At 67.4% G+C, this 23,033-nt stretch carries 21 protein-coding genes and 1 pseudogene; 18 read left to right on the plus strand and 4 right to left on the minus strand.

The window, feature by feature from the left end; genetic code table 11:
• Positions 1–70: 70 nt before the first annotated feature.
• The 15 genes and pseudogenes from FFS49_RS11360 (at position 71) to FFS49_RS11430 (ending at position 17,551) form a co-directional block, all read left to right on the plus strand.
• The gene (locus FFS49_RS11360) at positions 71–1,024 is read left to right on the plus strand and encodes an ABC transporter permease (RefSeq protein ID WP_105815632.1); all 954 of its coding nucleotides are present in this window, start codon (positions 71–73) and stop codon (positions 1,022–1,024) included.
• Between the two features lie 30 nt (positions 1,025–1,054).
• Positions 1,055–2,011 carry an ABC transporter permease gene (locus FFS49_RS11365; RefSeq protein WP_039356174.1) on the plus strand — a complete coding sequence of 319 codons (957 nt, stop codon included), beginning with the start codon at positions 1,055–1,057 and terminating at the stop codon, positions 2,009–2,011.
• Positions 2,011–3,897, plus strand: coding sequence for an ABC transporter ATP-binding protein (locus tag FFS49_RS11370; RefSeq protein ID WP_105815633.1), 1,887 nt, complete (start codon positions 2,011–2,013; stop codon positions 3,895–3,897). The genes FFS49_RS11365 and FFS49_RS11370 overlap by 1 nt, the downstream gene beginning before the upstream one ends.
• A gap of 199 nt (positions 3,898–4,096) precedes the next feature.
• The gene (locus FFS49_RS11375) at positions 4,097–5,374 is read left to right on the plus strand and encodes an FAD-dependent oxidoreductase (RefSeq protein WP_105815634.1); all 1,278 of its coding nucleotides are present in this window, start codon (positions 4,097–4,099) and stop codon (positions 5,372–5,374) included.
• Positions 5,375–5,397: 23 nt separating this feature from the next.
• Positions 5,398–5,847: an AraC family transcriptional regulator gene (locus FFS49_RS11380; RefSeq protein ID WP_039356183.1), complete on the plus strand. Its 450-nt coding sequence runs from the start codon at positions 5,398–5,400 to the stop codon at positions 5,845–5,847.
• 120 nt (positions 5,848–5,967) lie between these two features.
• Positions 5,968–6,696: a cupin domain-containing protein gene (locus FFS49_RS11385; protein ID WP_105815635.1), complete on the plus strand. Its 729-nt coding sequence runs from the start codon at positions 5,968–5,970 to the stop codon at positions 6,694–6,696.
• A gap of 8 nt (positions 6,697–6,704) precedes the next feature.
• Positions 6,705–8,030, plus strand: coding sequence for an FAD-binding oxidoreductase (locus FFS49_RS11390; protein WP_039356189.1), 1,326 nt, complete (start codon positions 6,705–6,707; stop codon positions 8,028–8,030).
• A 133-nt stretch (positions 8,031–8,163) separates the two neighbouring features.
• A complete protein-coding gene (locus tag FFS49_RS11395; protein WP_105815636.1) occupies positions 8,164–9,441 on the plus strand; it encodes an FAD-binding oxidoreductase in 1,278 nt (425 codons plus the stop codon).
• Positions 9,438–10,895, plus strand: a complete 1,458-nt coding sequence (locus FFS49_RS11400; RefSeq protein WP_105815637.1) for an aldehyde dehydrogenase family protein — start codon at positions 9,438–9,440, stop codon at positions 10,893–10,895. Before FFS49_RS11395 ends, FFS49_RS11400 begins: the two co-directional genes overlap by 4 nt.
• 73 nt (positions 10,896–10,968) lie before the next feature.
• Positions 10,969–12,156, plus strand: a complete 1,188-nt coding sequence (locus FFS49_RS11405; RefSeq protein ID WP_105815676.1) for a M20 aminoacylase family protein — start codon at positions 10,969–10,971, stop codon at positions 12,154–12,156.
• 81 nt (positions 12,157–12,237) lie between these two features.
• Complete coding sequence (locus tag FFS49_RS11410) at positions 12,238–13,122, plus strand: GNAT family N-acetyltransferase (protein WP_105815638.1); 885 nt, start codon at positions 12,238–12,240, stop codon at positions 13,120–13,122.
• A 51-nt stretch (positions 13,123–13,173) separates the two neighbouring features.
• A pseudogene (locus FFS49_RS11415) lies at positions 13,174–13,428 on the plus strand (LysR family transcriptional regulator); the annotation flags it as partial.
• A 386-nt stretch (positions 13,429–13,814) separates the two neighbouring features.
• Positions 13,815–14,525 carry a lytic polysaccharide monooxygenase gene (locus FFS49_RS11420; protein ID WP_223274397.1) on the plus strand — a complete coding sequence of 237 codons (711 nt, stop codon included), beginning with the start codon at positions 13,815–13,817 and terminating at the stop codon, positions 14,523–14,525.
• 430 nt (positions 14,526–14,955) lie between these two features.
• Entirely contained in the window at positions 14,956–16,323 is a 1,368-nt protein-coding gene (locus FFS49_RS11425; protein ID WP_224755698.1) for a chitinase, read from the plus strand.
• Between the two features lie 346 nt (positions 16,324–16,669).
• Positions 16,670–17,551 carry an endo alpha-1,4 polygalactosaminidase gene (locus FFS49_RS11430; RefSeq protein ID WP_171026754.1) on the plus strand — a complete coding sequence of 294 codons (882 nt, stop codon included), beginning with the start codon at positions 16,670–16,672 and terminating at the stop codon, positions 17,549–17,551.
• Between the two features lie 276 nt (positions 17,552–17,827).
• Here FFS49_RS11430 and FFS49_RS11435 read toward each other — a convergent pair whose 3' ends face one another.
• The 4 genes from FFS49_RS11435 to FFS49_RS11450 form a co-directional block, all read right to left on the minus strand.
• Positions 17,828–17,992 (minus strand): DUF4148 domain-containing protein, encoded by a 165-nt coding sequence (locus tag FFS49_RS11435; protein ID WP_137909830.1) that lies wholly within the window; start codon positions 17,990–17,992, stop codon positions 17,828–17,830.
• Positions 17,980–19,194, minus strand: a complete 1,215-nt coding sequence (phaZ, locus tag FFS49_RS11440) for a polyhydroxyalkanoate depolymerase (RefSeq protein ID WP_105815640.1) — start codon at positions 19,192–19,194, stop codon at positions 17,980–17,982. Before phaZ ends, FFS49_RS11435 begins: the two co-directional genes overlap by 13 nt.
• Before the next feature lie 127 nt (positions 19,195–19,321).
• The gene (locus FFS49_RS11445; protein ID WP_105815641.1) at positions 19,322–19,750 is read right to left on the minus strand and encodes a hypothetical protein; all 429 of its coding nucleotides are present in this window, start codon (positions 19,748–19,750) and stop codon (positions 19,322–19,324) included.
• A gap of 244 nt (positions 19,751–19,994) precedes the next feature.
• Positions 19,995–20,210, minus strand: coding sequence for a hypothetical protein (locus FFS49_RS11450; protein WP_105815642.1), 216 nt, complete (start codon positions 20,208–20,210; stop codon positions 19,995–19,997).
• Between the two features lie 27 nt (positions 20,211–20,237).
• On the opposite strand from FFS49_RS11450, the gene FFS49_RS42570 reads away from it, so the two are divergent.
• From FFS49_RS42570 to FFS49_RS11465, 3 genes are all read left to right on the plus strand, one after another.
• Complete coding sequence (locus tag FFS49_RS42570; RefSeq protein ID WP_224755697.1) at positions 20,238–21,062, plus strand: hypothetical protein; 825 nt, start codon at positions 20,238–20,240, stop codon at positions 21,060–21,062.
• Between the two features lie 210 nt (positions 21,063–21,272).
• Positions 21,273–21,722 (plus strand): CBS domain-containing protein, encoded by a 450-nt coding sequence (locus FFS49_RS11460; protein WP_046546546.1) that lies wholly within the window; start codon positions 21,273–21,275, stop codon positions 21,720–21,722.
• Between the two features lie 210 nt (positions 21,723–21,932).
• On the plus strand, positions 21,933–23,033 hold a 1,101-nt coding region (locus tag FFS49_RS11465), incomplete at its 3' end, for a nicotinate phosphoribosyltransferase (protein WP_137951004.1).

Genomic DNA, 23,033 nt, shown 5'->3' on the forward strand with positions numbered 1-23,033 from the left:
TGGCCGCCGTCGCGCGGCCGGTGCGGATCACCGCGCCGGCCACGCGCGGTTTTTTCGGGAGTGCCGCTCGATGAACCGAATTCTCATCGGCCTGATCGGCCGGCGCATCGCGGTCACCGCGCTGACGCTGCTGATCGTGTCCGCGATCATCTTCACGATCACGAACCTGCTGCCGGGCGACGCCGCGCAGGCCGCGCTCGGCCAGTCGGCGACGCCGGAGACGGTCGCCGCGCTGCGCCAGCAGTTCGGCCTCGACATGCCGGCGCACGTGCGTTACCTGCACTGGCTCGCGGGCCTCATGCACGGCGACTTCGGCCGCTCGTTTTCCGGCGACATGCCGGTGTCGGAGCTGATCGGCACACGTCTGCCGAAATCGCTCGCGCTCGCGGCGATCACGACCGCCGTGTCGGTGCCGATCGCGCTGCTGCTCGGCATCCTCGCGGCCGTCAAGCGCGAGTCGGCGGTCGATCGCGTGATCAGCCTCGGCACGCTGTCGCTCGTCGCGACGCCGGAATTCCTGATCGCGACGGTCGCCGTGCTCGTGTTCGCGGTGAAGCTGCGCTGGCTGTCCGCGCTGTCGTACGGCGGCCCGATCGAAAGCCTGCACGACTTCCTGCGCGCGTACGCGATGCCGGTGCTGACGCTGTGCGCGGTCGTGATCGCGCAGATGGCGCGCATGACGCGCGCCGCGGTGATCGAGCAGTTGAGCGCGTCGTATGTCGAGATGGCTGTGCTCAAGGGCGCGAGCCCCGCACGCGTCGTACTGCGCCATGCGTTGCCGAACGCGATCGGCCCGATCGCCAATGCGATCGCGCTGAGCCTGTCGTATCTGCTCGGCGGCGTGATCGTCGTCGAGACGATCTTCAACTATCCGGGCCTGGCGAGCCTGATGGTCGACGCCGTCAGCAACCGCGATTTCCCGCTGGTCCAGGCGTGCACGCTGATCTTCTGCGTCGCGTACCTGACGCTCGTGCTGTTCGCCGACCTGTGCTCGATCGTGTCGAACCCGCGACTGCGCACCTGAGTGTTTCGTCTTCCTTCCGAGATGCCGCCCATGCAACCGATCGAACCCGTTCAACGCAGCAGCGCGCTGCCGCCATCCGGCGACCCGCCCCTGGGGCGGGGCAGCGTGCCGCCTGCCGCGCCCGCCCCCGACCAGCCGCGCAAGCGCCGTGCCGTGCGCATCGCCTTGACGACCGGCGGCCGCGTCGGCCTGTCGATGGTCGGCCTGATGCTGTTCGTCGCGGTGTTCGCACCGCTGCTCGCGCCGCACGAAGTCGGCACGATCGTCACGCCGGACGTGTTCGCGCCGTTCAGCGCGAAGCTGCCGTTCGGTTCGGACTTCCTCGGCCGCGACATGTTGAGCCGGATCCTGTACGGCACGCGCCTCACCGTGCTGCTCGCGCTCGCCGCGGTGCTGCTCGCCGCGGCGACCGGCACGACGCTCGGGCTGCTCGCGACGGTCTCCGGCCGCGCGGTGGACGAGACGATGAGCCGGCTGCTCGACGCGCTCACGTCGATTCCGTCGAAGATGTTCGCGCTGATGTTCGTCGCCGCGTTCGGCTCGTCGCTGCCGCTGCTGGTGCTCACCGCCGCGGTCAGCTACATGCCGGGCTCGTACCGGATCGCGCGTGCGCTGGCCATCAACATCAGCACGCTCGAATTCGTGCAGGTGGCGAAGGCGCGCGGTGAAAGCGCGCTGTACATCGCGTGCGTCGAGATGCTGCCCAACATGATCCATCCGATGCTGGCGGACACCGGGCTGCGCTTCACGTTCGTCGTGCTGCTGCTGAGCGGCCTGAGCTTTCTCGGGCTCGGCGTGCAGCCGCCGTATGCGGATCTCGGTTCGCTCGTGCGCGAGAACATCGCGAGCCTCGGCGACGGTTCGGCCGTCGCGATCATGCCCGCGGTCGCGATCGCGATCCTGACGGTGGGCGTCAACCTGTTGATCGACGGCCTGCCGCATCGCGGCCGCCGCAAGGGCGCGGCTGCCGCCGCGGGAGAACACTGATGCGAGATGAATCGACTCCGGAATCGACTCCGCTCGTCGAGGTGCGCGGGCTGCGCGTGGTCGGCGGCCGCCCGGGCGGCGCGGAAACGACGATCGTCCACGACGTCGACTTCGACATCGGGCGCGGCGAGGTGCTCGCGCTGATCGGCGAATCGGGCTCCGGCAAGACGACGATCGCGCTGTCGCTGATGGGCCATGCACGCGCCGGCTGCCGGATCGCCGGCGGCTCTGTGAAGCTCGGCGGCACGGACGTGTGCACGCTGTCCGCGCAGGCACTGACCGCGCTGCGCGGCCGCAAGGTCGCGTATATCGCGCAGAGCGCGGCCGCCGCGTTCAATCCGTCGCGCACGATTCTCGACCAGGTGATCGAGAGCGCGCTGATCCACAAGACGATGACGAAGCGCGATGCGCAGGCGAAGGCGGTCGAGCTGTTCCGCGCACTCGCGCTGCCGGAGCCGGAGACGATCGGCAAGCGCTATCCGCACCAGGTGTCGGGCGGGCAGTTGCAGCGGCTGATGGCCGCGATGGCGCTGATCACCGATCCGGAGCTCGTGATCCTCGACGAGCCGACCACCGCGCTCGACGTGACCACGCAGATCGACGTGCTGCAGGCGTTCAAGAGTGTGATCCGGCGCTGCGGGATGAGTGCGGTGTACGTGTCGCACGACCTGGCCGTGGTCGCGCAGATGGCCGATCGCATCGTCGTGCTGAGCGACGGCGTGATCCGCGAGACGGGCGGCACCGAGCAGATCCTGCATGCGCCCGCACATCCGTACACGCAGAGCCTGATCGCGGCGGTGACGCCGACCGACGCCGAACGCGCTGCGAAAGCGGCGCCCGCCGCGCCGGCGCCGCTGCTCGACGTGCGCGGCGCGGTCGCCGGCTACGGCGGCCGGACCGCGAAGGGCTGGCCCGCGAAGCTGATCCTGCATGAAGTCGACCTGCGCATCGGGCGCGGGCAGACGGTCGGCGTGATCGGCGAGTCGGGCTCCGGCAAGACGACGCTCGCGAAGGTGATCGCGGGCCTCGTGCCGGCGACCGCCGGGCAGATCCTGCTCGACGGCGAGCCGCTCGCGCTCGATATCGGCAAGCGCTCGAAGGAGCAGCATCGCCGCGTGCAGATCGTGTTCCAGAACGCCGATACCGCGCTCAACCCCGTGCATACCGTCGAGCGCACGCTGGCGCGGCCGCTCGCGTTCTATCACGGGATTCGCGGTGCGCGGGCGCGGCAGCGCGTCGCGGAACTGCTCGAACTCGTGCGGCTGCCGCAGGCGGTGGCCGGGCGGCGCACCGGAGAATTGTCCGGCGGGCAGAAGCAGCGCGTGAACCTCGCGCGTGCACTCGCGGCCGAGCCCGACCTGATCCTGTGCGACGAAGTCACGTCGGCACTCGACACCGTGGTGGGCGCCGCGATCATGGACCTGCTGCGCGACCTGCAGGCGAAGCTCGGCGTGTCGTACGTGTTCATCACGCACGACATCGCGAAGGTGCGCGCGATCAGCGACGACATCGTCGTGCTGTACGCGGGCCGTCGCGTCGAGACCGGCAGCCGCGACGCGCTGTGCGCGCCGCCGTATCACCCGTATTCCCACTTGCTCGTGTCGTCCGCGCCGGAGTTGCGCGCGGGCTGGCTCGACGATGCGGCCGAGCGTTGCCACCGGCCGCTGGTGCCGATCGGCGAGCGCGAGCACGAGGCCGAGCTGTGTCCGTTCCTGTCGCGCTGCGCGATGCGCGTGGACGGCGTGTGCAACCGCACGGCCCCGTCGCTGCGCACGCTCGGCAACGGCGCGCAGGTGCTGTGCCATCGCAGCGAGGACGATCTCGCGCGGTTCCAGGCGGAGCCGGTGCCGGCAGGCGGCGCGACGATGCAGCCGGTCCGGCTGTAATGCGCGCCGTCGTTCGTTCATCGCGCCTGCCCGCGCCGACGATCGACGTTGCGCATAGTGTGCTGCGGCAGGCGCGCAAAACGGCAAATTGCGCGCGTGGCGTGCGCGAATACGCGGCAACTGCGCTTTTTGATGGTGATTAAATGATTCTCATTGGACGGTCGCCGATCGTCGTCGCCGGAATGCTCGAGAAGAATCGATGAAACTGGAATCGTACTGGCTGGATACCCGTCCCGCGTTTCGCGCCGGCAGCGAAGGGCCGGTCGAAGGGCGCGCGGACGTGGTCGTGATCGGCGGCGGCTTCACCGGATTGTCGGCGGCGCTCGCGCTCGCGCAGCGCGGCGTGTCGGTGGTCGTGCTCGAAGCCGCGCAGATCGCCGGCGAAGCATCGGGCCGCAACGGTGGCCAGTGCAATACCGGCGTCGCGCAGGACTATGCGTCGCTGGCCGCACGCATCGGCGCAGCGCAAGCGAAGCACTTCTATCGCGCTTACGAAAGCGCGGTGAAGAGCGTCGAGACGATCGTGACCGAACAGGCGATCGACTGCGATTTCCGGCGCGCGGGCAAGCTGAAGCTCGCCGCGAAGCCGCAGCATTTCGCCGGACTCGAAAAGACCTTCAACGCATTGCGGCGCGACGTCGATCCGGACATCGAACTGATCGAGCCGTCGCGCATCCGCGATGAAATCGCGTCCGACGGCTTTTACGGTGGGCTCCTGCAGCGCAACGGCGCGCAGATGCACATGGGCAAGTTCGGCGTCGGGCTCGCGCAGGCGGCCGTGCGCGCCGGCGCCCGCATCTACGAGCACGCGGCCGTCACGCAGCTCGACCGGCTCGACGGCGAGCGCCACCGGATCACCTGCGCCCGCGGCACGATCGTCGCCGATCGCGTGCTGGTCGCGACGGGCGCATCGCAGCACGGGCCGTTCGCGTGGTTCCGGCGGCGCATCGCGCCGGTCGGCAGCTTCATCGTCGTGACCGAGCCGCTGCCCGATGCGCAGTTGAACCGGCTGTTTCCGCATCGCCGAGCATACGTGACGTCGCGCCAGATCGGCAACTACTTCCGCGTGACGCCCGACAACCGGCTGCTGTTCGGCGGCCGCGCGCGCTTCGCGATGTCAAGCCCGCGCTCCGATGCAAAAAGCGGCGACATCCTGCGTGCGGGCATGGCCGGCTATTTCCCGGAACTGGCGAACGTGCGGCTCGACTACTGCTGGGGCGGGCTCGTCGACATCACCGCCGATCGCCTGCCGCGCGCGGGCCAGCATGACGGGCTCTATTACTCGATGGGCTACAGCGGCCACGGTGTGCAGATGTCGGTGCACATGGGCCGCGTGATGGCCGACGTGCTGTATGGCGCGGCCGCGTCGAACCCGTGGCGCGAGCTCGACTGGCCGGCGATACCGGGCCATTTCGGGCACGCGTGGTTCCTGCCGGTCGTCGGCGCGTATTACCGGATGCAGGATTTCCTGCATTGAAGCGAGCGCCGGGAGAATTCGATATGACAGTGCAATTCATTGGCTCGGTTGGCTCCGCCGGCTCGCTGCGTGTCGCGCAACCCGTGTCGCCGGCGATCGGCGACGTGCTGCGCACGATCGACGCGTCGTTCGCGCAGCCGCTGAACCTGGACACGCTCGCGGCGGTGGCCGGGTTGAGCGTGTCGCGTTTCACCGCGCGCTTTCGCAGCGAAACCGGGCTGTCGCCGCACCGCTATCTGTGTCTCGTGCGCGTGCGACGGGCGCAGGACCTGTTGCGCGCCGGTCTCGCGCCGTCGGTCGTCGCGACCGACGTCGGCTTCTTCGACCAGAGCCATCTGTGCCGGCATTTCCGGCGTGCGCTAGGAATCACGCCGCGCGATTACGTGGTCGCCCGCACGGGCGGCGCGCCGATGCGAGTGCCATCGGCGCGCCTGCACAGCGAACGCCGCGATGCATCGTGTCACGCGGCATAAGCATGGGCAGGGACGACGTGCCCCGCTGAGGACGTCCGGCAGAAGCGCCGGCGAACGACGATTTCCGATATCGCGTGACCGCTTTCGAACGAATCCGTCACGCACTGCACAGGAGCAGAAATGACCGCAGTTTTCGTGTTGCACCGGGCCGACGGCGCACCGTATTCCACCGCGTTCCGCAAAGCGGCGTTCGGCGCGGGCGATCCGTTCGCGTCGCATCGCGAGATCGCGTGGGAAGGCCCCGACGCGATGGCCGCGGGGCGCATCGGCTTCGTCGGCGAACTGGACGTGGCGAGCTTTCCGCACATCGAAACCCTCGTCGTCGTCCAGGGCGAGCTGACGCTCGACGCGGACGGGGCCGCCCCGCTGGTGGTCGGCCCGGGGCAGGGCGCCGTCATCGGCGGCGGCACGGCGCTGCGCATCGCCGCGCAATCGCCGGTGCTGCTGATGTTCTGCGCGGCAGCGTGCGCGCAACCGACGAAGCGCGGCGTCTTCGCGCTGCACGCGGACGCGAACTTCAAGCCGTCCGCCACGCTGCCGGCCGAGGTGCTGCTCGGCCCCCCGCCGCAATGCCGCAGCGACAACGTGTTCACCGACGACGGCGCCGGGTACTGCGCGGGCACCTGGGATTCGACGCCGTATCACCGGATCGTGCGGCCGCATCGCGCGAACGAGTTCATGTTCCTGCTGGACGGCGGCGTCCGGTTCGCGGCGCCCGACGGCAGCGTGCAGTCGCTCGGCACCGGCGACGCGCTGTTCGTGCCGCGCGGCGCGTCGATCGGGTGGGAAAGCAGCGAACGCGTGGCGAAGTTCTACGTGATGCAGAACGTCAAACCCTCCACCGAATGAGAGTGAGCATGTCCCCTCCGCTGCGCCATATCGAAACCTTGTCCACGCCGCCGGCCGCGGCCGACGTCGTCGTGATCGGCGGCGGCATCATCGGCGTGTTCACCGCCTACTACCTGGCCCGCCGCGGCATATCGGTCGCGCTCGTCGAGAAGGGGCGCATCGGCGCCGAACAGTCGAGCCGCAACTGGGGCTGGTGCCGCCAGCAGAATCGCGACGAACGCGAGTTGCCGATGGCCAGCAAGAGCATCGACCTGTGGGAGCGATTCGCGGCCGAATCCGGCGAAGACACCGGCTTTCATCGCTGCGGGCTGCTGTATCTCAGCAATGACGAAGCCGAATTGTCCCGCTGGGCGAGCTGGGGCGAATTCGCGAAGACGGCAGGCGTGACCACCTACATGCTCGACAGCAAGCAGGCCGCCGAGCGCGGTCGGGCGACCGGGCGGCAGTGGAAGGGCGGCGTATTCTCGCCGACCGACGGCACGGCCGATCCGGGCAAGGCCGCGCCGGCCGTGGCCGCCGCGCTGATGAAGCTGGGCGGCAGTGTCCACCAGCACTGCGCGGCGCGCGGCATCGAACTCGAAGGCGGTCGCGTCGCGGGCGTCGTCACCGAGGCCGGCGTCATCAAGACGCGCACGGTCGTGATGGCCGGCGGCGCATGGGCGTCGTCGTTCTGCCGCCAGCTCGGCATCCGGTTTCCGCAGGCGTCGATCCGTCAGTCGATCCTGAGCGTGTCGCCGGTCGAAACACCGCTGCCCGATGCGATGTACACGTCCGGCGTGTCCATCACGCGCCGCAGCGACGGACGCTACGCATTGGCGATCAGCGGCCGTGCGCGCGTGGACCTGACGCCGCAGTTTCTGCGCTTCGCGCCGCAATTCGTGCCGATGTTCGCGAAACGCTGGCGCAACCTGGCGCCGGGCGGCCTCGAAGGCGTGCGCGGCGGGCATGAAACGCTGAAGCGCTGGCGCCTCGACGCGCCGACGCCGATGGAAGCCGTGCGCATTCTCGATCCGAAGCCCGACATGCCGACGGTTTCGGAAACGTACCGCCGCGCGGCCGAACTGTTGCCCGAACTGCGCGAAGCGAAGATCACGCACGCGTGGGCCGGGTTCGTCGACAGCACGCCGGACGGCGTGCCGGGCATCGGCGAAGTGCCGGGCGTACCGGGCCTGATTCTCGCGGCGGGTTTTTCGGGTCACGGCTTCGGGATCGGCCCGGGCGCCGGGCACCTGATCGCCGATCTGGCGTCCGGTGCGCAACCGTTCGTGGACCCGACGCCGTACCGGCCCGGCCGGTTCAGCGAATCCGCGTGGGGCAAGGTCGCCGATTTCTGATGCAACGCCGTCACATGGATGAGAGGCCGCCTGTATCCGACGCGCATCGAGCCGGGCCGCCCGCAAGCGGCCGGATCGGTGCGGTGAACGTTCGCCGGCCCGGCAGTGCGATGCGACAGCTTGGGAGTGCCTGATGCGTTTCAGTTCGTACTGGCTCGATACGTCGGAGCCATTCGTGAGCCAATCGCCGGAGTTGCCCGACGGCAGCTGCGACGTGCTGGTGGTGGGCGGCGGGATCACCGGTTCGGCCGCCGCGCTGGCCTTGGCCAAGAAAGGCGCGCGCGTGATCGTCTGCGAGGCGGGCACTGTCGGCCAGGCGGCGTCGGGCCGCAACGGCGGTATGTGCAACAACGGCTTCGCGCAGGATTATGCATCGCTGTCGCAGCGCCTCGGCACGGAACTGGCGAACCGGCTCTATCTCGCGTTCGACGCGGGCGTCGACACGGTCGAGCGGCTCGTGAGGGAAGAGTCGATCGATTGCAATTTCGCCCGTACCGGCAAGCTGAAGCTCGCGGCGAAACCCGAGCACTACGACAAGCTCGCGCGCAGCCACGCATTGCTCGCGACGAGCGTGGACCCCGACACGCGCCTCGTGACGAAGGCCGAGCTGCGTGACGAGATCGGCTCGGATCGTTATCACGGCGGGCTGCTGTTCGGCAAGAGCGCGGGGATGCATGTCGGCCGATATGTGCGCGGCCTGGCGCGCGCGGCCCAGGCGCGCGGCGCGCACATCGTCGAGCAGGCGCCGGTGCTGGGACTGAAGCGGCAAACGGGCGGCGCGTATGCGGTCCGCACGCCGCGCGGCGAGATTCGTGCGCGCCAGGTGCTGCTCGCGAGCGGCATTTCGCACGTCGGGCCGTTCGGCTGGATTCGCCGCCGGGTCGTGCCCGTGGGCGCATTCATCATCGTCACCGAGCCGTTGCCGCGCGAGCTGCTCGACCGCCTGCTGCCGACGCGCCGGATGGCCACCGACACGAAGAACTTCGTCAACTTCTTCCGTACGACGCCCGACGGCCGTCTGCTGTTCGGCGGGCGTGCGCGGTTCGCCACGTCGAACCCGCGTTCGGACGAAAAGAGCGGCGCGATCCTGCGGCATCAACTGGCCGCCGTGTTTCCCGAGCTGGCCAGCGTGCGCATCGACTATTGCTGGGGCGGGATGGTCGACATGACGGCCAACCGGCTGCCGCGCGCGGGCGAGCGGGACGGCGTTTACTACTCGATGGGCTATAGCGGCCACGGTACGCACATGGCTACGCTGATAGGCACGCTGATGGCGGAAATCATGGACGGGCGCGCGGAGCTCAACCCGTGGCGAGGCTTCGACTGGCCGGCCATTCCCGGGCATTTCGGCAAACCGTGGTTCCTGCCGTTCGTCGGTGCCTGGTATCGACTCAAGGACACCTTGCAATGAATTCACCTGTTGTTCACCTGATGCAAGCCGGCCGGCTCGATCGCTTCTTCATCGACGGCGACTGGGTGTTGCCCGATGGAAGTGACCGGTTCGCGGTCGTCAGCCCGTCCACCGAAGACACGCTGGGCGAGATCCCGCTCGGCAGCGCGCGCGACGCCGACCGCGCGGTGCAGGCCGCGCGCCGCGCGTTCGAGCGCTGGTCCGCGACGTCACCGCAGGAACGCGCCGCGCTGCTCGACCGTGTGCATGCATTGATGCTCGAGCGCGCCGAGTTGTTCGCCACGGCGCTCGCGATGGAAATGGGCGCGCCGATCGGCTATGCCCGCGGCGCGCACGTCCCGCTCGCGGCCGAACATGTCCGCGTCGCACGCGACAACCTCGCGAACTACGCGTTCGTCAGGCAGCGCGGCACGACCGCGGTCGTGCGCGAGCCGATCGGCGTATGCGCGCTGATCACGCCGTGGAACTGGCCGATCTACCAGATCACCGCGAAGGTCGGGCCCGCGCTTGCGGCCGGCTGTACGGTCGTGCTGAAGCCGAGCGAGCTGTCGCCGCTCAGCGCGCTGCTGTTCGCGGAAGTCATCGCCGATGCGGGCGCGCCCGCCGGCGTATTCAACCTCGTGAGCGGCAGCGGCGACACGGTGGGCGCCGCGCTGTCGTCGCACCCGGAGGTCGACATGGTGTCGATCACCGGATCGACGCGTGCCGGCGTGCTCGTCGCGCAGGCGGCGGCGCCGACCGTCAAGCGCGTCGCGCAGGAGCTCGGCGGCAAATCGCCGAATATCGTGTTGCCGGATGCGGACCTGTCGCGTGCGATCCCGCCGGGCGTGGCCGCCGCGTTCCGCAACATGGGGCAGTCGTGCAGCGCGCCGACCCGCATGATCGTGCCGCGCAACGTGCTCGACGCGGTCGAGGAGTTGGCTGCTGCTGCGGCGCGCACGCTCGTCGTCGGCGATCCGTTCGCCGAGGCCACGACGCACGGGCCGCTCGCCAACCGCGCGCAGTTCGGGCGGGTTGCGCAGATGATCGACGCGGGCATCGACGAACGCGCGAAGCTGATCGCCGGCGGCCCCGGCCGGCCCGCGGGGCTCGCGCGCGGCTTTTACGCGCAGCCGACGATTTTCTCCGACGTGCGCACCGACATGACGATCGCGCAGCAGGAGATCTTCGGCCCGGTGCTCGCGATCCTGCCGTACGACACCGTCGACGAAGCGGTCGCGATCGCGAACGACACGGTCTACGGGCTCGGCGCGCACGTGCAGGGCACCGACAAGGCGCAGGCCCGCGCGGTGGCCGCCCGCATCCGGGCGGGGCAGGTGCATCTGAACTACCCGGCATGGGATCCCCAGGCGCCGTTCGGCGGCTACAAGCAGTCGGGCAACGGCCGCGAGTACGGGATCGAAGGGATGGAGGAGTATATGGAGATCAAGTCGATCGTCGGCTTTTACGACTGACACGCCCGCCGCGCGCGATCGCGCCGGCAGTACGGCTGAACCCTTTTACTTTCCGCAGGTGCCGAAATTGGAACTGGATAACCCCGTCATTCCCGACCCGTTGCTGCAAGCGCATCACGCGCACTGGGCGAAGCTGCGCCGCGACCTGCATGCGCATCCCGAGTTGCGATTCGAAGAACACCGGACGGCCGATGTCGTCGCGAGCGAGCTCGAAGCGCTCGGCTATGCGGTGTCGCGCGGGCTGGGCGGCACGGGCGTCGTCGCGAGCCTGCCCGGCGCCGATCCGGCGCGCGGGATCGTGCTGCGCGCCGACCTGGACGCGTTGCCGATCCACGAGGCCAACGATTTTGCGCATGCGTCCTGTACGCACGGGATCATGCACGCGTGCGGCCATGACGGTCACACGGTGATGCTGCTCGGCGCCGCGCGCGTGCTGAAGGCGCTGCCGCAGTTGCCCGGCAGCGTTCACCTGGTGTTCCAGCCGGGCGAAGAGGGCGGCGCGGGCGCGCGCCGGATGATCGAGGACGGGCTGTTCGACCAGTTCCCGACGGAGGCGGTATTCGGCATGCACAACTGGCCCGGGCTGCCGGCCGGGCATTTCGGGTTGCGCACCGGGCCGATCATGGCGGCCGGCTCGCGCTTCAGGATCACGGTGACGGGCAAGGGCGCGCACGCGGCGCAGCCGCACCTGGGCATCGATCCCGTGCCGCTTGCGTGCTCGATGGTGCTGCAGTGCCAGACGATCGCCGCGCGGCACAAGGATCCGGTCGATCCCGCGGTGATTTCCGTGTGCATGTTTCATGCGGGCACCACGGACAACGTGATTCCCGACACCGCCGAGCTGCGCGGCACGATCCGCACGCTGTCGTCGGCGTTGCAGCAGCAGTTGCAGCGCGACGTCCGGCTCATGTGCGAGGCGCTGGCGAGTGCCTATGGCGCGCAGGTCGACGTGGAGTTTTTCCAGTATTACCCGGCGACGGTCAACACGCCGGCCGAGACCGCGCTGTGCGAGACGGTGATTCGTGACACGTTCGGCGACGCACGCGTGGCCCGCGACGTGCCGCCGAACATGACGTCCGAAGATTTCGGCTTCATGCTCGAAGAACGACCGGGCGCCTACGTGTTGATCGGCAACGCGCGCGACGGCGCGGACACGCCGGCGCTGCATCACCCGAAATACGATTTCAACGACGACATCATTCCGGCCGGCGTGCGGTACTGGGTTGCGCTGGCGCAGCATTACTTCGCGCGATCGCGATGACGCGCGCAGCCGGCATTGAAGTCGGGCCGTGGCTCACGACGACACTTTTGTAACGACTGCTTGAAGAAACAGGACACCGAAATGAACGATTCCGACACGATGCCGGCGCTTCGCTACCGGCGCTTCACCGCCGCGGACGTCCCCGCCGCCCATGCCCTTACCGTCGCGCTTCGCTGGCCGTTCAGGGCGGAAGACTGGCAGTTTTCCGCGGACACGTCGACCGCGTTCGCGGCCGAGGAAAACGGCGTGGTGATCGGCACGGCGATGTGCTGGAAGTACGGTGCCGATCGCGCCTCGATCGGGCATGTGATCGTGTCCGACGCGCATCAGGGGCGAGGCATCGGCCGCAAGCTGATGGAGATGCTCCTCGACGAGCTGGGGCCGCGCATCACGTTTCTGCATGCGACGCCGGCCGGCCGGCCGCTCTATGAAAAGCTCGGCTTCACCGTGTGCGGATCGCTGGGCCAGTATCAGGGGAACGTGGTGCGGCCGGCCGACGTGGCCCTGCCCGATGGCGTGCGGCTGCGTGCCGGATCGCCGGCCGACTGGCCGCGCCTCGTCGAACTGGACGCGCGCGCGTCCGGCCTCCAGCGCGATGAGTTGATGGCCGCGCTGTTCCAGCGCGGTGAAAGCGTCGTGCTCGAACGCGATGGCGAGGTGGTCGGATTTTCGGTGCTGCGGCGCTTCGGTCGCGGCGACGTGATCGGCCCGGTGGCCGCACCGCGCGCAAGCGACGATGCGTATGCGAAGGCGCTCATCAGTCATTGGCTGACGCAACGGGAAGGCGAATTCGTCCGCATCGACGTGCCGGACGGCACCCGTTTGCCGGACTGGCTGGCCGAACAGGGTCTGGCGCGGGTCGATACGTGTTCGAAGATGGTGCGCAACGCGCCGGCTACAGCGCACGAAGGGCCGGCCGACCCGGCCTTCGGACAGTACGCGCTCGTCAGCCAGGCGATGCTGTAGCCTGCGGCGACGCCCGCGGGATTGCCTCGCACGGTCGGTGAGCCCGGCCGCGCCGGGATCGCGCAGATGGCCGGCTACCAGATTCGCGACCCACTCGCGTCGAACGAACTCGTCCTCGCGCTGGCGAAGCATGTGCCCGAAGATCGCGGCCACACCATCTGCTATCTGAGCCGGCAACCCCTGCCGACGCGCATCCGGATCTTCGTCGATTTCATGACCGGGCAGATTCGCGCGCTCGACCTGAACTGCATGACGCAGTTCAACCGGAATCTCACGGTTGCTTCATCGACGGGATCGGCTGCTTGAAGCATGAAGGGCCAGTGCGGTGCGCAAAGCCGCCTGCCGAACGATCGGTGCCGGTGTTTTAATGAATTGGCGGTTTATTCAATGTCGCGCAATTGAAGTCGAGCCAAAATCGGTTGAAATTAATAACGAATCAGGCTTTTGATCAAAATTAAAAAACTATCAATAAGGAACGTTTATTTTTCCGGTTTTTTGCGGATAAGGTTCGGTTCGGTGAAAGTGATTTGTCAGAAAGCGCGGCGATTGATCATCGCGTGCCGCGGTTTCACAGGGTTGCCGCTTTTGCCGATCAGTGTGCGCGACGACGTGTCGACAGGAACCCCTGCCGGGGATCTTGCGGCAGGCCCGATATGCGCATATCCGTTCCGACATCAATGTCATGAGGGCGCATGAACAAGATCATCCGCAAATACGTTGCTTCCGTGATGCCATGCACATTGACCGGCGTGGCACTGCTGGTCGCGGCGGCCGGTGCGCACGCGCACGGCCGCTTGACCGAACCGCCTTCGCGCATCGTGCTGTGCACGCAAGGGCAGAATCCGAACTGCCCCGTCGACGCCTGGCATGCGAACGCGATGGAGAACGGCAAGTTCTTCCCCGCGACGCAAAGCGGCCTGTCCGATCCGTTCGCGCCGGCCGACGCGAAGAATGCCGCACCGCCGCCCGACGGCGAAATCGCCGGCGCCAGCACGAATGGCCCGCTGCCCGTGCTGAACGAGCAGTCGCCGAGCCGCTGGCAGAAGATCCCGCTGCGGCCGGGCGCGTTGCAGAATTTCAAATGGGAATTCAGCGCCGTGCACAAGACGCGTCGCTGGAACTACTTCATTACCCGCGCCGACTGGAACCCGTCGCAAAAGCTCACGCGCGCGCAGTTCGAGCCCACGCCGTTCTGCACGATCCAGAATCCCGGCCAGCCATACTGGGACCCGAACGCGAACCTGGTGCCACAGCAGCCGACCATTCACCAGTGCCGGTTGCCGATGCGTAGCGGTTACCACGTCATCCTGGCGGTCTGGGAAGTCGCCGATACGGCGATGGCGTTCTATCAGGTCGTCGACGCGACGTTCACCAACGGCGATACGACTCGCAGCCCGTTCTGATATTGCCGCGACATGACGCGCCCGGCGATGGCCGGGGCGTCATGAATACCGGCGCAGCTTGCGCAAGCGCGCCACGAATGCCTCTCTTGCCACCCGCGCGATCCCGTCGTGCGGCGGATCGCATCGCCTGCATTTCGTCTATTTGAACAATCAGCCAGATGGCTGCGCGATATCTGTTTGAATTATCGAATGGCGACAATTGCAAAAGGGTAATGCAATCGCTTGAATATTTCAGGTTTCGATATTGGCGAAAATAATCGATTCCAGGGTTGCTGCCTGATGATTATGTAGTATAACAAAGCGAAGCGATGGCTCGGGAGTGAAGCATCACTACATCGGGGCGCGAAATATCGGTATCGCCACATTGCGGCAGATCCGTCATCTCAGGTTGCCGTGACAACTTCACGATATCGCTTGCATCGCGCGGTCCATGAACCCGATGCGCCGCCGCTGGCAGTTGCGTGGCGGTGAAAGGTCGAGATCCATCACCGGAGGGACGCCGCGATTTGATCCGATCGCGATGTTTATTTGGCAATCCATATCAAGTGTCCCGACGCTGGCTGTCCATGCTGTGTGGCGGGTTTCCATTTCCCGTTACGCCCGTGTGGGCGAAATGCGTCTCCCTGAAATATTCCCCGGCACGAATGGCGTGCACGTCAGGTGCCGGTCATGCGTAAAACGAGACGAGGGCATGAGAATGAAAATGAAGCGCAACCCAGACACTGGAATCATGAAGCGATCGACCGTGAGGGGCGCGCTGGCGCTTCTGCTGGCATGGTCGTCTTTCGGCACCGGCGCGGCCGCGGCGGGCGGGGCGGGTACCGGCACGGCGCCGGCATTCGTTTACAGCCCGTACAAGGACGCGACGATTTCGATGAACTGGAACACGAACGTCATCTCGACGAACGTCACGGGTCAGTTGAGCCCGGTGCTGTCGGTGCTGCCACCCGGCGTGCGGACGCTGACGCTCGCGTTCGCGACCGGTGAATGCGGCAGCGAGAACTGGGCGGGCGTCGACGGCGGCGCGATGGCGGCTGCCAACGTGCCGCTCTTCACTGCGGCCAACGTGAATTACGTGATTTCCACCGGCGGCGCGGCCGGCATGTTCTCGTGCGGGACGGATGCGGGCATGGCGGCCTTCATCGACCGCTATGCATCGAGCAACCTGATCGGGATCGACTTCGATATCGAGGGCGGCCAGACGCAACAGGTGATCAACGATCTCGTCCGGCGCGTGGCAGTCGCCCAGCAGAAATATCCCGGCCTGCGTTTCAGCTTTACGTTGGCGACACTGGCCCCTTCGCAGCCGGGCGCGACCACGGCCAGCTCCTGGGGCGCCAGCGCTCCCGACAGCTTCAACGTGTATGGCGACTGGGTCATGCAGGCGATCCAGGCGGCCGGCCTGAAGAACTACACCATCGACCTGATGACGATGGACTACGGGTCGGCCGGGGCGGGGAACTGCGTGGTCGCGAACGGCACCTGCCAGATGGGCCAGTCGGCGATCCAGGCGGCGATGAACCTGCACGATCGCTGGGGCGTACCGTACAGCCAGATCGAGCTGACGCCGATGATCGGCGGCAACGATGTGGTCGGCGAAACCTTTACGCCGGCAGATGCGGACACGGTTGCGCAGTTCGTGAAACAGAATGGTCTCGCGGGTGTCCACTTCTGGTCGTTCGACCGTGACGTCGATTGTCCGCCCGGCGCCGCATCGTCGACGTGCAATTCGATCGGCGGTGTCGGGACGCTCGGTTATACGAACCGGTTTGCCAACGGCCTCGCGCCCGGCAAGTGAACGCAGCCGGGCTGGAAGGAGACCATGCGGGCGCCCGTGTCATGGCGACGAAGTTTCGCATGGTTTCCGGCTCTCGCGATCGGCTACCGGCGGCATCGCCGAGTGCAGGCGTTGAACCGCCGTTGCCGCCCGAATGCGCGCTGAACCGCAGGATCGCGGCCGCCGTGACGACAAAATTCGACAAATCGGAACAGATGGGCGGGGTGTTCCCGCCTACCATCCGCACGTACCTCGCGCATTCCCGTACCGATGCCGCATCGGTCGCGACATCGCCCGCATCGCGCTGCACGCGTCTTCCTCGCACCGCCGCATCCTGACAAGCCGCCAACAGAGCAAAGGATTCGCCATGTCCGCAAGATCGTTCGCTTCATTCGTGCTGATGCTGCTGCTCGCGGCATGCGGCGGCGACTCCGATTCGTCCGTGCCCGGCAGCGCGTTCGCTGCCGCCTCGGCGCCTGCGTCGCAGGTCGCCACGTGGAAACCGCTCGTGCCCGGCACGAGCTGGCAATGGCAGATCGACGGCAACCGGATCAACGAGACGGTGCTGGACGGCGTGAACAACCCGCGCAAGATGTTCGACGTCGACATGGAGCTGACCGATGCCGGCACGATCCAGCGCTTGAAAGCGAAGGGCATCTATGTCGTCTGCTACATGGAAGTGGGCGGGCGGGAGGACACGCGTGGCGACGCCGGCAAGTTTCCGGACAGCGTGCTCGGCAACCCCGTCGAAGGATACGAGGATCACGAGCGCTGGCTGGACATTCGCCAGACCGCGATCCTGATGCCCCTGATGCTGGCGCGGCTCGACCAGGCGAAGAAGAAGGGCTGCGACGGTATCGAGCCGGACCTCGACGACAGCTATCGCCAGGAAACGGGCTTTCCGCTGACGCGCGACGATCAGCTGCGGTACAACACGGCGCTGATCGCCGCCGCGCACGATCGCGGGATGTCGATGGGCCTGAAGAACGGCTCGGGTATCGCCGTCGCGATGGCGAAAGTGGCCGACTGGGCGCTCAACGAGCAATGCAACAGGTTCCACGAGTGCGGCGACTACGCGAGCTTCGTCGCGCTGAACAAGGCCGTGTTCAATGTCGAGTACACGCGCCCGGACGGCATGAAGCTCGCGGATTTCTGCCCGGCGGACAACCAGGCCAATTTCGACGGCATTCTGAAACTGTCGAGCGACACGCTCTCGGCGCTGCCGCGCGCGGCTTGCCGGTTCGAGTGAGCGGCGGGGGCGGATGACGGGCGGCTTCGCGATCGGGGCCGATCGCATGGCCGTGAACCGGGGTCGCGCCCGGCACCGGCTCGCCGAGCCGCGAGAGCCCTCCGGCGCGTGCGGTCGCAGCGTCGCCGCATCGCGCGCCGCAAACTTCGTCGATCGCGCGTTGGGCCCGAGCGACGTACGCCGATCGCGACCACCCGTTCGATTCCCGGATTGACCTGCATCGGCGACGGTCCCTTTCGAAAAGCGCAGCGCATGGCATGGCCGGCGCAATGGCAATCAGCTGCCGCTGCCGAAGAACCGGTCGATGCGTTTCATTTCGCCCACCCGTTCGGCCTGCGCCAGCGCTCGCCGGACCTGCTCGCGTGTCTTGCCGTCGCCGCCGTTGCGCGGAATCGTGCGATCGCGTCCGCATCGACCGGATGCCGGCGTCATGCCGCGCACGTGTGCCGCCGGCCGCTTTCGGCCCGGGCAAATGCGCCCTGCACGGCGGGATGAACGTCGGTGCGCCAGTGCTCGCCCGTGAACAGCCCGTAGTGATCGCAATCGTCGATGTCGACGCGCTGCCGCGCATCCGCCGCGAGGCCGCTGCACATGGCCAGTGCGGCATGGGTCTGCCCGGCACCGGTGACCGCATCGCGCCCGCCTTCGACGGTCGTGAGCACGACGGCGCGCAGCGCGGCGGGATCGACACGCCGGCCGCAAACGTCCCAGGTGCCGGTTGCGAGGCAGGCGCGCTGGAACACGATGTCGACCGTATCGAGGAAGTACTCGGCGGGCATGTCGAGGAGCGTCAGGTATTCGCGCAGGGCCCGGCGTGCTTGCGCGAGTGTGTCGGCATCGCCGCACGTCACCGCGCGTCGGTAGCGATCGAGCAGCGTCATGTAGCGTTGCGGGTACGCGATCGAGATCTCGGCGCGCTGCAGATAGGCCGGAAAAACCTGCCGCCCGTGTCCGGCATAGCCGGGCGGCACCGTGTCGATCAACGTGGAGCGGCACCATGCGAGCGAATGCGAGCTGGCTGCGATCCCGAGTGCGCTCGGATTGATCCGGGCATCGAGCGGACCGCCGATCAGCGTCAGGCTCGCCGGCACGGCGGCTCCGCGTTGCGCGCGCAGCGCGAATGCGCCGAGCGACGGAACCGTCGCCTGACAGACGGCGACGACGTGCACGGGCCGAGCGTCGGCCAGCAGCGCATCGATGAAGCCGTCGAGCATCGCCACGTATTCGTCGAGGCCGAATCGACCCGCGTCAGGTGGTACGTCACGCGCATCGATCCAGTCGGTGACGCACACGTCACCATCGGCCAGCAGCGTCTCGACCGTCTCGCGCATCATCACGGCCGCATGGCCGGCCAGCGGTACGCAAAGCAGGATCACGCGCGGCGCACGGGGGCGCGTGAAACGGCGCAGCGAGCAAAACGGGGTATGGGCGGCGATCGTTTCGTCGACGTCGAGTCGTCGTCCGTCCGGGGCGATCGCTTCGATCGCGAACCGGGGCGCGCCGGTATGCAGGTCGAGCAGGGGCTCGAGCAGATCGGCGTAACTTGCCGCCGCCGCACCGGGCCAGAAACCGCGCGCGAATCGTGCCGCCGCGTCCCATGTCCGCAACCATTGCCGTTGCTGTTCGATCAGGTCATACCACATGGCGCGTCGGCGAGAAGCCGCCGGGAATTCGGACAGGTCTACTGTCGCCTGATGGCGCGGTGGCGGGTTGACCTGCATCAGCGTCGGGGAGCGGATCTTCGGATCCTGGACGCAAGCACGGAGCAGGTCATGGACGCCGCTCGACGCATGCTCGTCGCTTTCCGCTCGCGCCGGATGACGGTGACGGCGCGAGGCCCTGGCCGAACCACGGGATCGCGGCGCCGAGCGATGCGACGTAGCGCGCCCAGCCACCCGGGTTGCCCGCGAACAGCCACGCGCACACGGGCTCGGCGAGTGCGTCGCGGTCGAGCGGGTTGTCGAGCAGGCGCTGCGGCCACAAGCAGTAGGCGTGGAGCACCGCGTGCGTGAATTCGCGCACGGTCATGTGCGCGAACACGTGATTCAGCAGCGGCACGTCGGCGAGCATCGGCTGGGCCGTCAGCAGCGAGTCGATCGTCCTGTCGTCCGGCTCGTATTCGAGCACGCAACTGAGCGTTCGCAAGATGCTGCCAAGATGCATGAGCAACGCGTGGCGTGCGTCGGTTTCGTTCGGCATGGTCGGCTTCCGGTTTCGCGGAGCGAATCGTCCCGCGTGCTTCCCTGCAATCTATGAGCGATGCCGAGATGGAACGTTGACGGAGGTCAATCGCGGTTGCACGGGCATGATCCACATGCGACCGAGCGCGCCGACGGGAGGGATTCGACGGATGGATCGAGGCGCGCCATCCGTTCCGGATTCATGTCGCCCGAATCGTCCGATGCGTTGCGCATCGCGAACGCAAACGGGCGGCGAGAACGAGTCAGAATCGTTCGAGGAGCGCCAGGATCTCGTCGGCTCGACGCAACAGCGTCTTGTCCTGCTCGGCGGTCGCCCTGACGGCGTGCAGCCTTGCGCGCCAGTACGCGGGATCGTTGATCGACGTCTTCGTCTGGAAGTAGTCTCGTGTCTGTTCGAGCAGGCGAATGGATCCTTCGATATGGGCGAGTTCGCGTTCGACTTCGTAATACCAGTTCATGTACGGACCTCTCCAGGACGATGATGCATGGTGGAATCCCGCTGTCCGCTGCGCATTGATTTCACTCAAGCTCACGCAAGCCGGACACGACGTCGGTTTCATCTGAGAAAACCAAGTGATTCGGAGTACTTCGTTGAGGTAGCGAGAGCGGGAGCGAACACCCGAAAAAACCGGCGTGAGGATGCGTACGGTATCGCGATGTTTCGATCGGGCGATGAAAGGCTAATCGGTCAACTTGACGGGTTCCTGACGGGCACGCGAATCGGGGCGCCGGAGGGCATTGCGTCAGACGAATCGCGGGTAGTCGAGGGAGCGTTCGCGCGCTTGATGACCTGCATCAAGACCGCTCGCGCGGCACGCGCGATGATGGAGGTTCGCGCGTGCCGGTCACGATCGAGGGCCGACATGCACCGTGCCGTCTGCGTCTTCACGTTCATGATACGGGCCTCCATCATGCCTTCCCTGTTCGCGCACGCGTCGAGTCTTCAGATCGTCATGCCGCCCGGCGAGCCGACGCCGCACGTCCCGCCCGCTGCATCGCACCGGAATCGTCCGGTCGACACCGACGGCGACTCCCTGTTGAGTCCCCACGAAATCGCGATCCTGATGGTGCTCGCCAGCGAGCCGCGACGCCAGCAGGGCGACCCTGCCGATCTTCATTGTCTTGCGGACCGCGGCCTCGTCCGGCTGGATGCCGCGCCGCTCGCGGACGCGCACGTGCGCCTGTCGGACCGGGGGCTGCAGATGGTGTCGCGTCTCGCGGAGCGCGACCGGCCGCGACTCGGTCGCCATGCCGATTTCACGATGGCGGGCCGGACCGCGAGCGAGACGCCTCGGCGTGCGCCACGCTGACCTGTATCAAGCGCTGACGCTGCTGCCGGATCTACGGTTGTCGTCATGGGATGGGGCAGCAGCCCATGACCATGAAAAACGGCGGCGAACTGAAGAGGGACGTCGGGTGAGATCGATGCCATGCACGATACGGTCGATCGAATGCCCGTTGCGTGAACCTTCGGGCGGCGTCGGCCGACGATCCGCGTCGCCCGGGCAGGGAGAGGGAACATGAATGCCGAGATGCTTTGCACCCGCGACGTCGCCATGTGTTCCGCGCAGACGAGCGTCGTCGAGGCGGCCGCGATGATGCGCGATGCCCACGCCGGCGACCTGGTCGTCGTACGTGAACGGGAAGGGCGGTGCGAGCCGGTCGGCATGCTGACCGACCGGGATATCGTGCTCGCCGTGGTGAGCCCCGATGCACCGGCTGGATCACTGTTCGTCGGCGACGTCATGTCGGCGCCCGTCGCGGTCGCGAACGTCGATGACGACCTCTGGCTGCTCGCGAAACGGATGCGCCAGCATGGCGTGCGCCGGCTGCCGGTGGTCGGCGATGACGGCGAGCTGGTCGGCATCGTGTCGCTCGACGATCTGCTGCGCGCGGCCGCCGCGCTGCTCGACGAATTGCGCCTCGTGGCGGCGCGTCAGCCGTATTTCGAGGAGAAGCAGCGTGGATGATGCGGCGCGCGACCGGATCACCTGCGCTGCCGGTCGTGCCGCGGACATGCCGTCGATCGCGGTCAACGCCGCGCGGGCGCGAACAGGCTCCGGCGATCGTGCCGCGGCCCCTTGATCTCGCGCAATTCGGGCGCCGGGCGGCAATCCATGCCGGGCTGTGCCGACCGGGCCGCCGGCGTCGATGCGGCGTGCCTCGCGGGAGAACGGATGATGGATGGATTCTTGCAGGATGCGAACGCGAGCGACGTGTTGCTCACGGATTGGTATGAGCTGACGATGTTGCAGGCCGCCTTCGATGCCGGCATGAACGACACGGCCAGCTTCGAATTCTTCGTACGGGCGCTGCCGGAACCGCGCGCGTTCCTGATGGCGGCGGGACTCTCGCCCGTGCTCGATTACCTGGAGCGACTGCGCATGCCGGCCGCCGTGCTCGAACGGCTGGCCGGAACCCGGCGCCTTCGCGCGGACTTCCTCGCATCGCTCGCCGACCTCCGTTTCACGGGCACGGTCGACGCGATGCCGGAGGGCACGGTGTTCTTTGCCGACGAGCCGATCCTGCGGATCACGGCACCGCTTCGCGAGGCGCAGTTCGTCGAGAGCCGCGTGATGAACCTGCTCCACTATGCAACGCTCGTCGCAAGCAAGGCTGCACGCGTCACGCTGGCCGCGCACGGCAGGCTGCTGGTGGACTTCGGCCTGCGGCGCGCGCACGGCGCGGAGGCAGCGATGCTGTCGGCGCGCGCCAGCTATCTGGCGGGATTCTCCGGGACGGCGACCCTGCTTGCCGGCTTGCGGTACGGCATTCCCGCGTACGGCACGATGGCGCATTCATACGTTCAGGCACACGACGACGAAACGCTCGCGTTCGAGCACTTCGCGCGATCGCAGCCGGACAACGCGATGCTGCTGATCGATACGTACGACACGGAGCGCGCGGCGTACAAGGTGGTCGAACTGGCGAGACGGCTCGCACGCGAGCAGATCCGCATCAAGGGCGTGCGGATCGACAGCGGCGACCTTGCAGCGCATGCGCGCAACGTTCGCGTGATCCTCGACCGGGGCGGCCTCGCCGACGCCACGATCTTCGCGAGCGGCAATCTCGACGAACACCGGCTGCAGGCGCTGGTCCGCGAGCACGCACCGATCGACGGCTTCGGGATCGGCACGCAGATGAGCACGTCGGCGGATGCGCCTTGCCTCGATTGCGCGTACAAGCTGGTCGAGTATGCCGGCCGGGCGCGCTGCAAGCGCTCGGAAGGAAAGGCGACGCTGCCGGGCCGCAAGCAGGTGTTCCGGCAATACGGCCCGGAT

The sequence above is a fragment of the Burkholderia sp. 4NA327C6 genome (assembly GCF_005502655.1).
GTDB classification, from domain to species: domain Bacteria; phylum Pseudomonadota; class Gammaproteobacteria; order Burkholderiales; family Burkholderiaceae; genus Burkholderia; species Burkholderia contaminans.

Excerpts from the sequence above, each read along its gene's own strand:
- FFS49_RS11360 (WP_105815632.1), top strand. The coding sequence starts at position 71 with ATGAACCGAATTCTCATCGGCCTGATCGGCCGGCGCATCGCGGTCACC.
- FFS49_RS11450 (WP_105815642.1), bottom strand. The coding sequence starts at position 20,210 with ATGAACTGGTATTACGAAGTCGAACGCGAACTCGCCCATATCGAAGGA.
- FFS49_RS11420 (WP_223274397.1), top strand. The coding sequence starts at position 13,815 with ATGAACAAGATCATCCGCAAATACGTTGCTTCCGTGATGCCATGCACA.
- FFS49_RS11390 (WP_039356189.1), top strand. The coding sequence starts at position 6,705 with ATGTCCCCTCCGCTGCGCCATATCGAAACCTTGTCCACGCCGCCGGCC.
- FFS49_RS11370 (WP_105815633.1), top strand. The coding sequence starts at position 2,011 with ATGCGAGATGAATCGACTCCGGAATCGACTCCGCTCGTCGAGGTGCGC.
- FFS49_RS11375 (WP_105815634.1), top strand. The coding sequence starts at position 4,097 with ATGAAACTGGAATCGTACTGGCTGGATACCCGTCCCGCGTTTCGCGCC.
- FFS49_RS11425 (WP_224755698.1), top strand. The coding sequence starts at position 14,956 with ATGAACCCGATGCGCCGCCGCTGGCAGTTGCGTGGCGGTGAAAGGTCG.
- FFS49_RS11365 (WP_039356174.1), top strand. The coding sequence starts at position 1,055 with ATGCAACCGATCGAACCCGTTCAACGCAGCAGCGCGCTGCCGCCATCC.
- FFS49_RS11430 (WP_171026754.1), top strand. The coding sequence starts at position 16,670 with ATGTCCGCAAGATCGTTCGCTTCATTCGTGCTGATGCTGCTGCTCGCG.
- FFS49_RS11385 (WP_105815635.1), top strand. The coding sequence starts at position 5,968 with ATGACCGCAGTTTTCGTGTTGCACCGGGCCGACGGCGCACCGTATTCC.
- FFS49_RS11400 (WP_105815637.1), top strand. The coding sequence starts at position 9,438 with ATGAATTCACCTGTTGTTCACCTGATGCAAGCCGGCCGGCTCGATCGC.
- FFS49_RS42570 (WP_224755697.1), top strand. The coding sequence starts at position 20,238 with ATGGTGGAATCCCGCTGTCCGCTGCGCATTGATTTCACTCAAGCTCAC.
- FFS49_RS11395 (WP_105815636.1), top strand. The coding sequence starts at position 8,164 with ATGCGTTTCAGTTCGTACTGGCTCGATACGTCGGAGCCATTCGTGAGC.
- FFS49_RS11380 (WP_039356183.1), top strand. The coding sequence starts at position 5,398 with ATGACAGTGCAATTCATTGGCTCGGTTGGCTCCGCCGGCTCGCTGCGT.
- phaZ (WP_105815640.1), bottom strand. The coding sequence starts at position 19,194 with ATGTGGTATGACCTGATCGAACAGCAACGGCAATGGTTGCGGACATGG.
- FFS49_RS11460 (WP_046546546.1), top strand. The coding sequence starts at position 21,273 with ATGAATGCCGAGATGCTTTGCACCCGCGACGTCGCCATGTGTTCCGCG.
- FFS49_RS11445 (WP_105815641.1), bottom strand. The coding sequence starts at position 19,750 with ATGCCGAACGAAACCGACGCACGCCACGCGTTGCTCATGCATCTTGGC.
- FFS49_RS11410 (WP_105815638.1), top strand. The coding sequence starts at position 12,238 with ATGAACGATTCCGACACGATGCCGGCGCTTCGCTACCGGCGCTTCACC.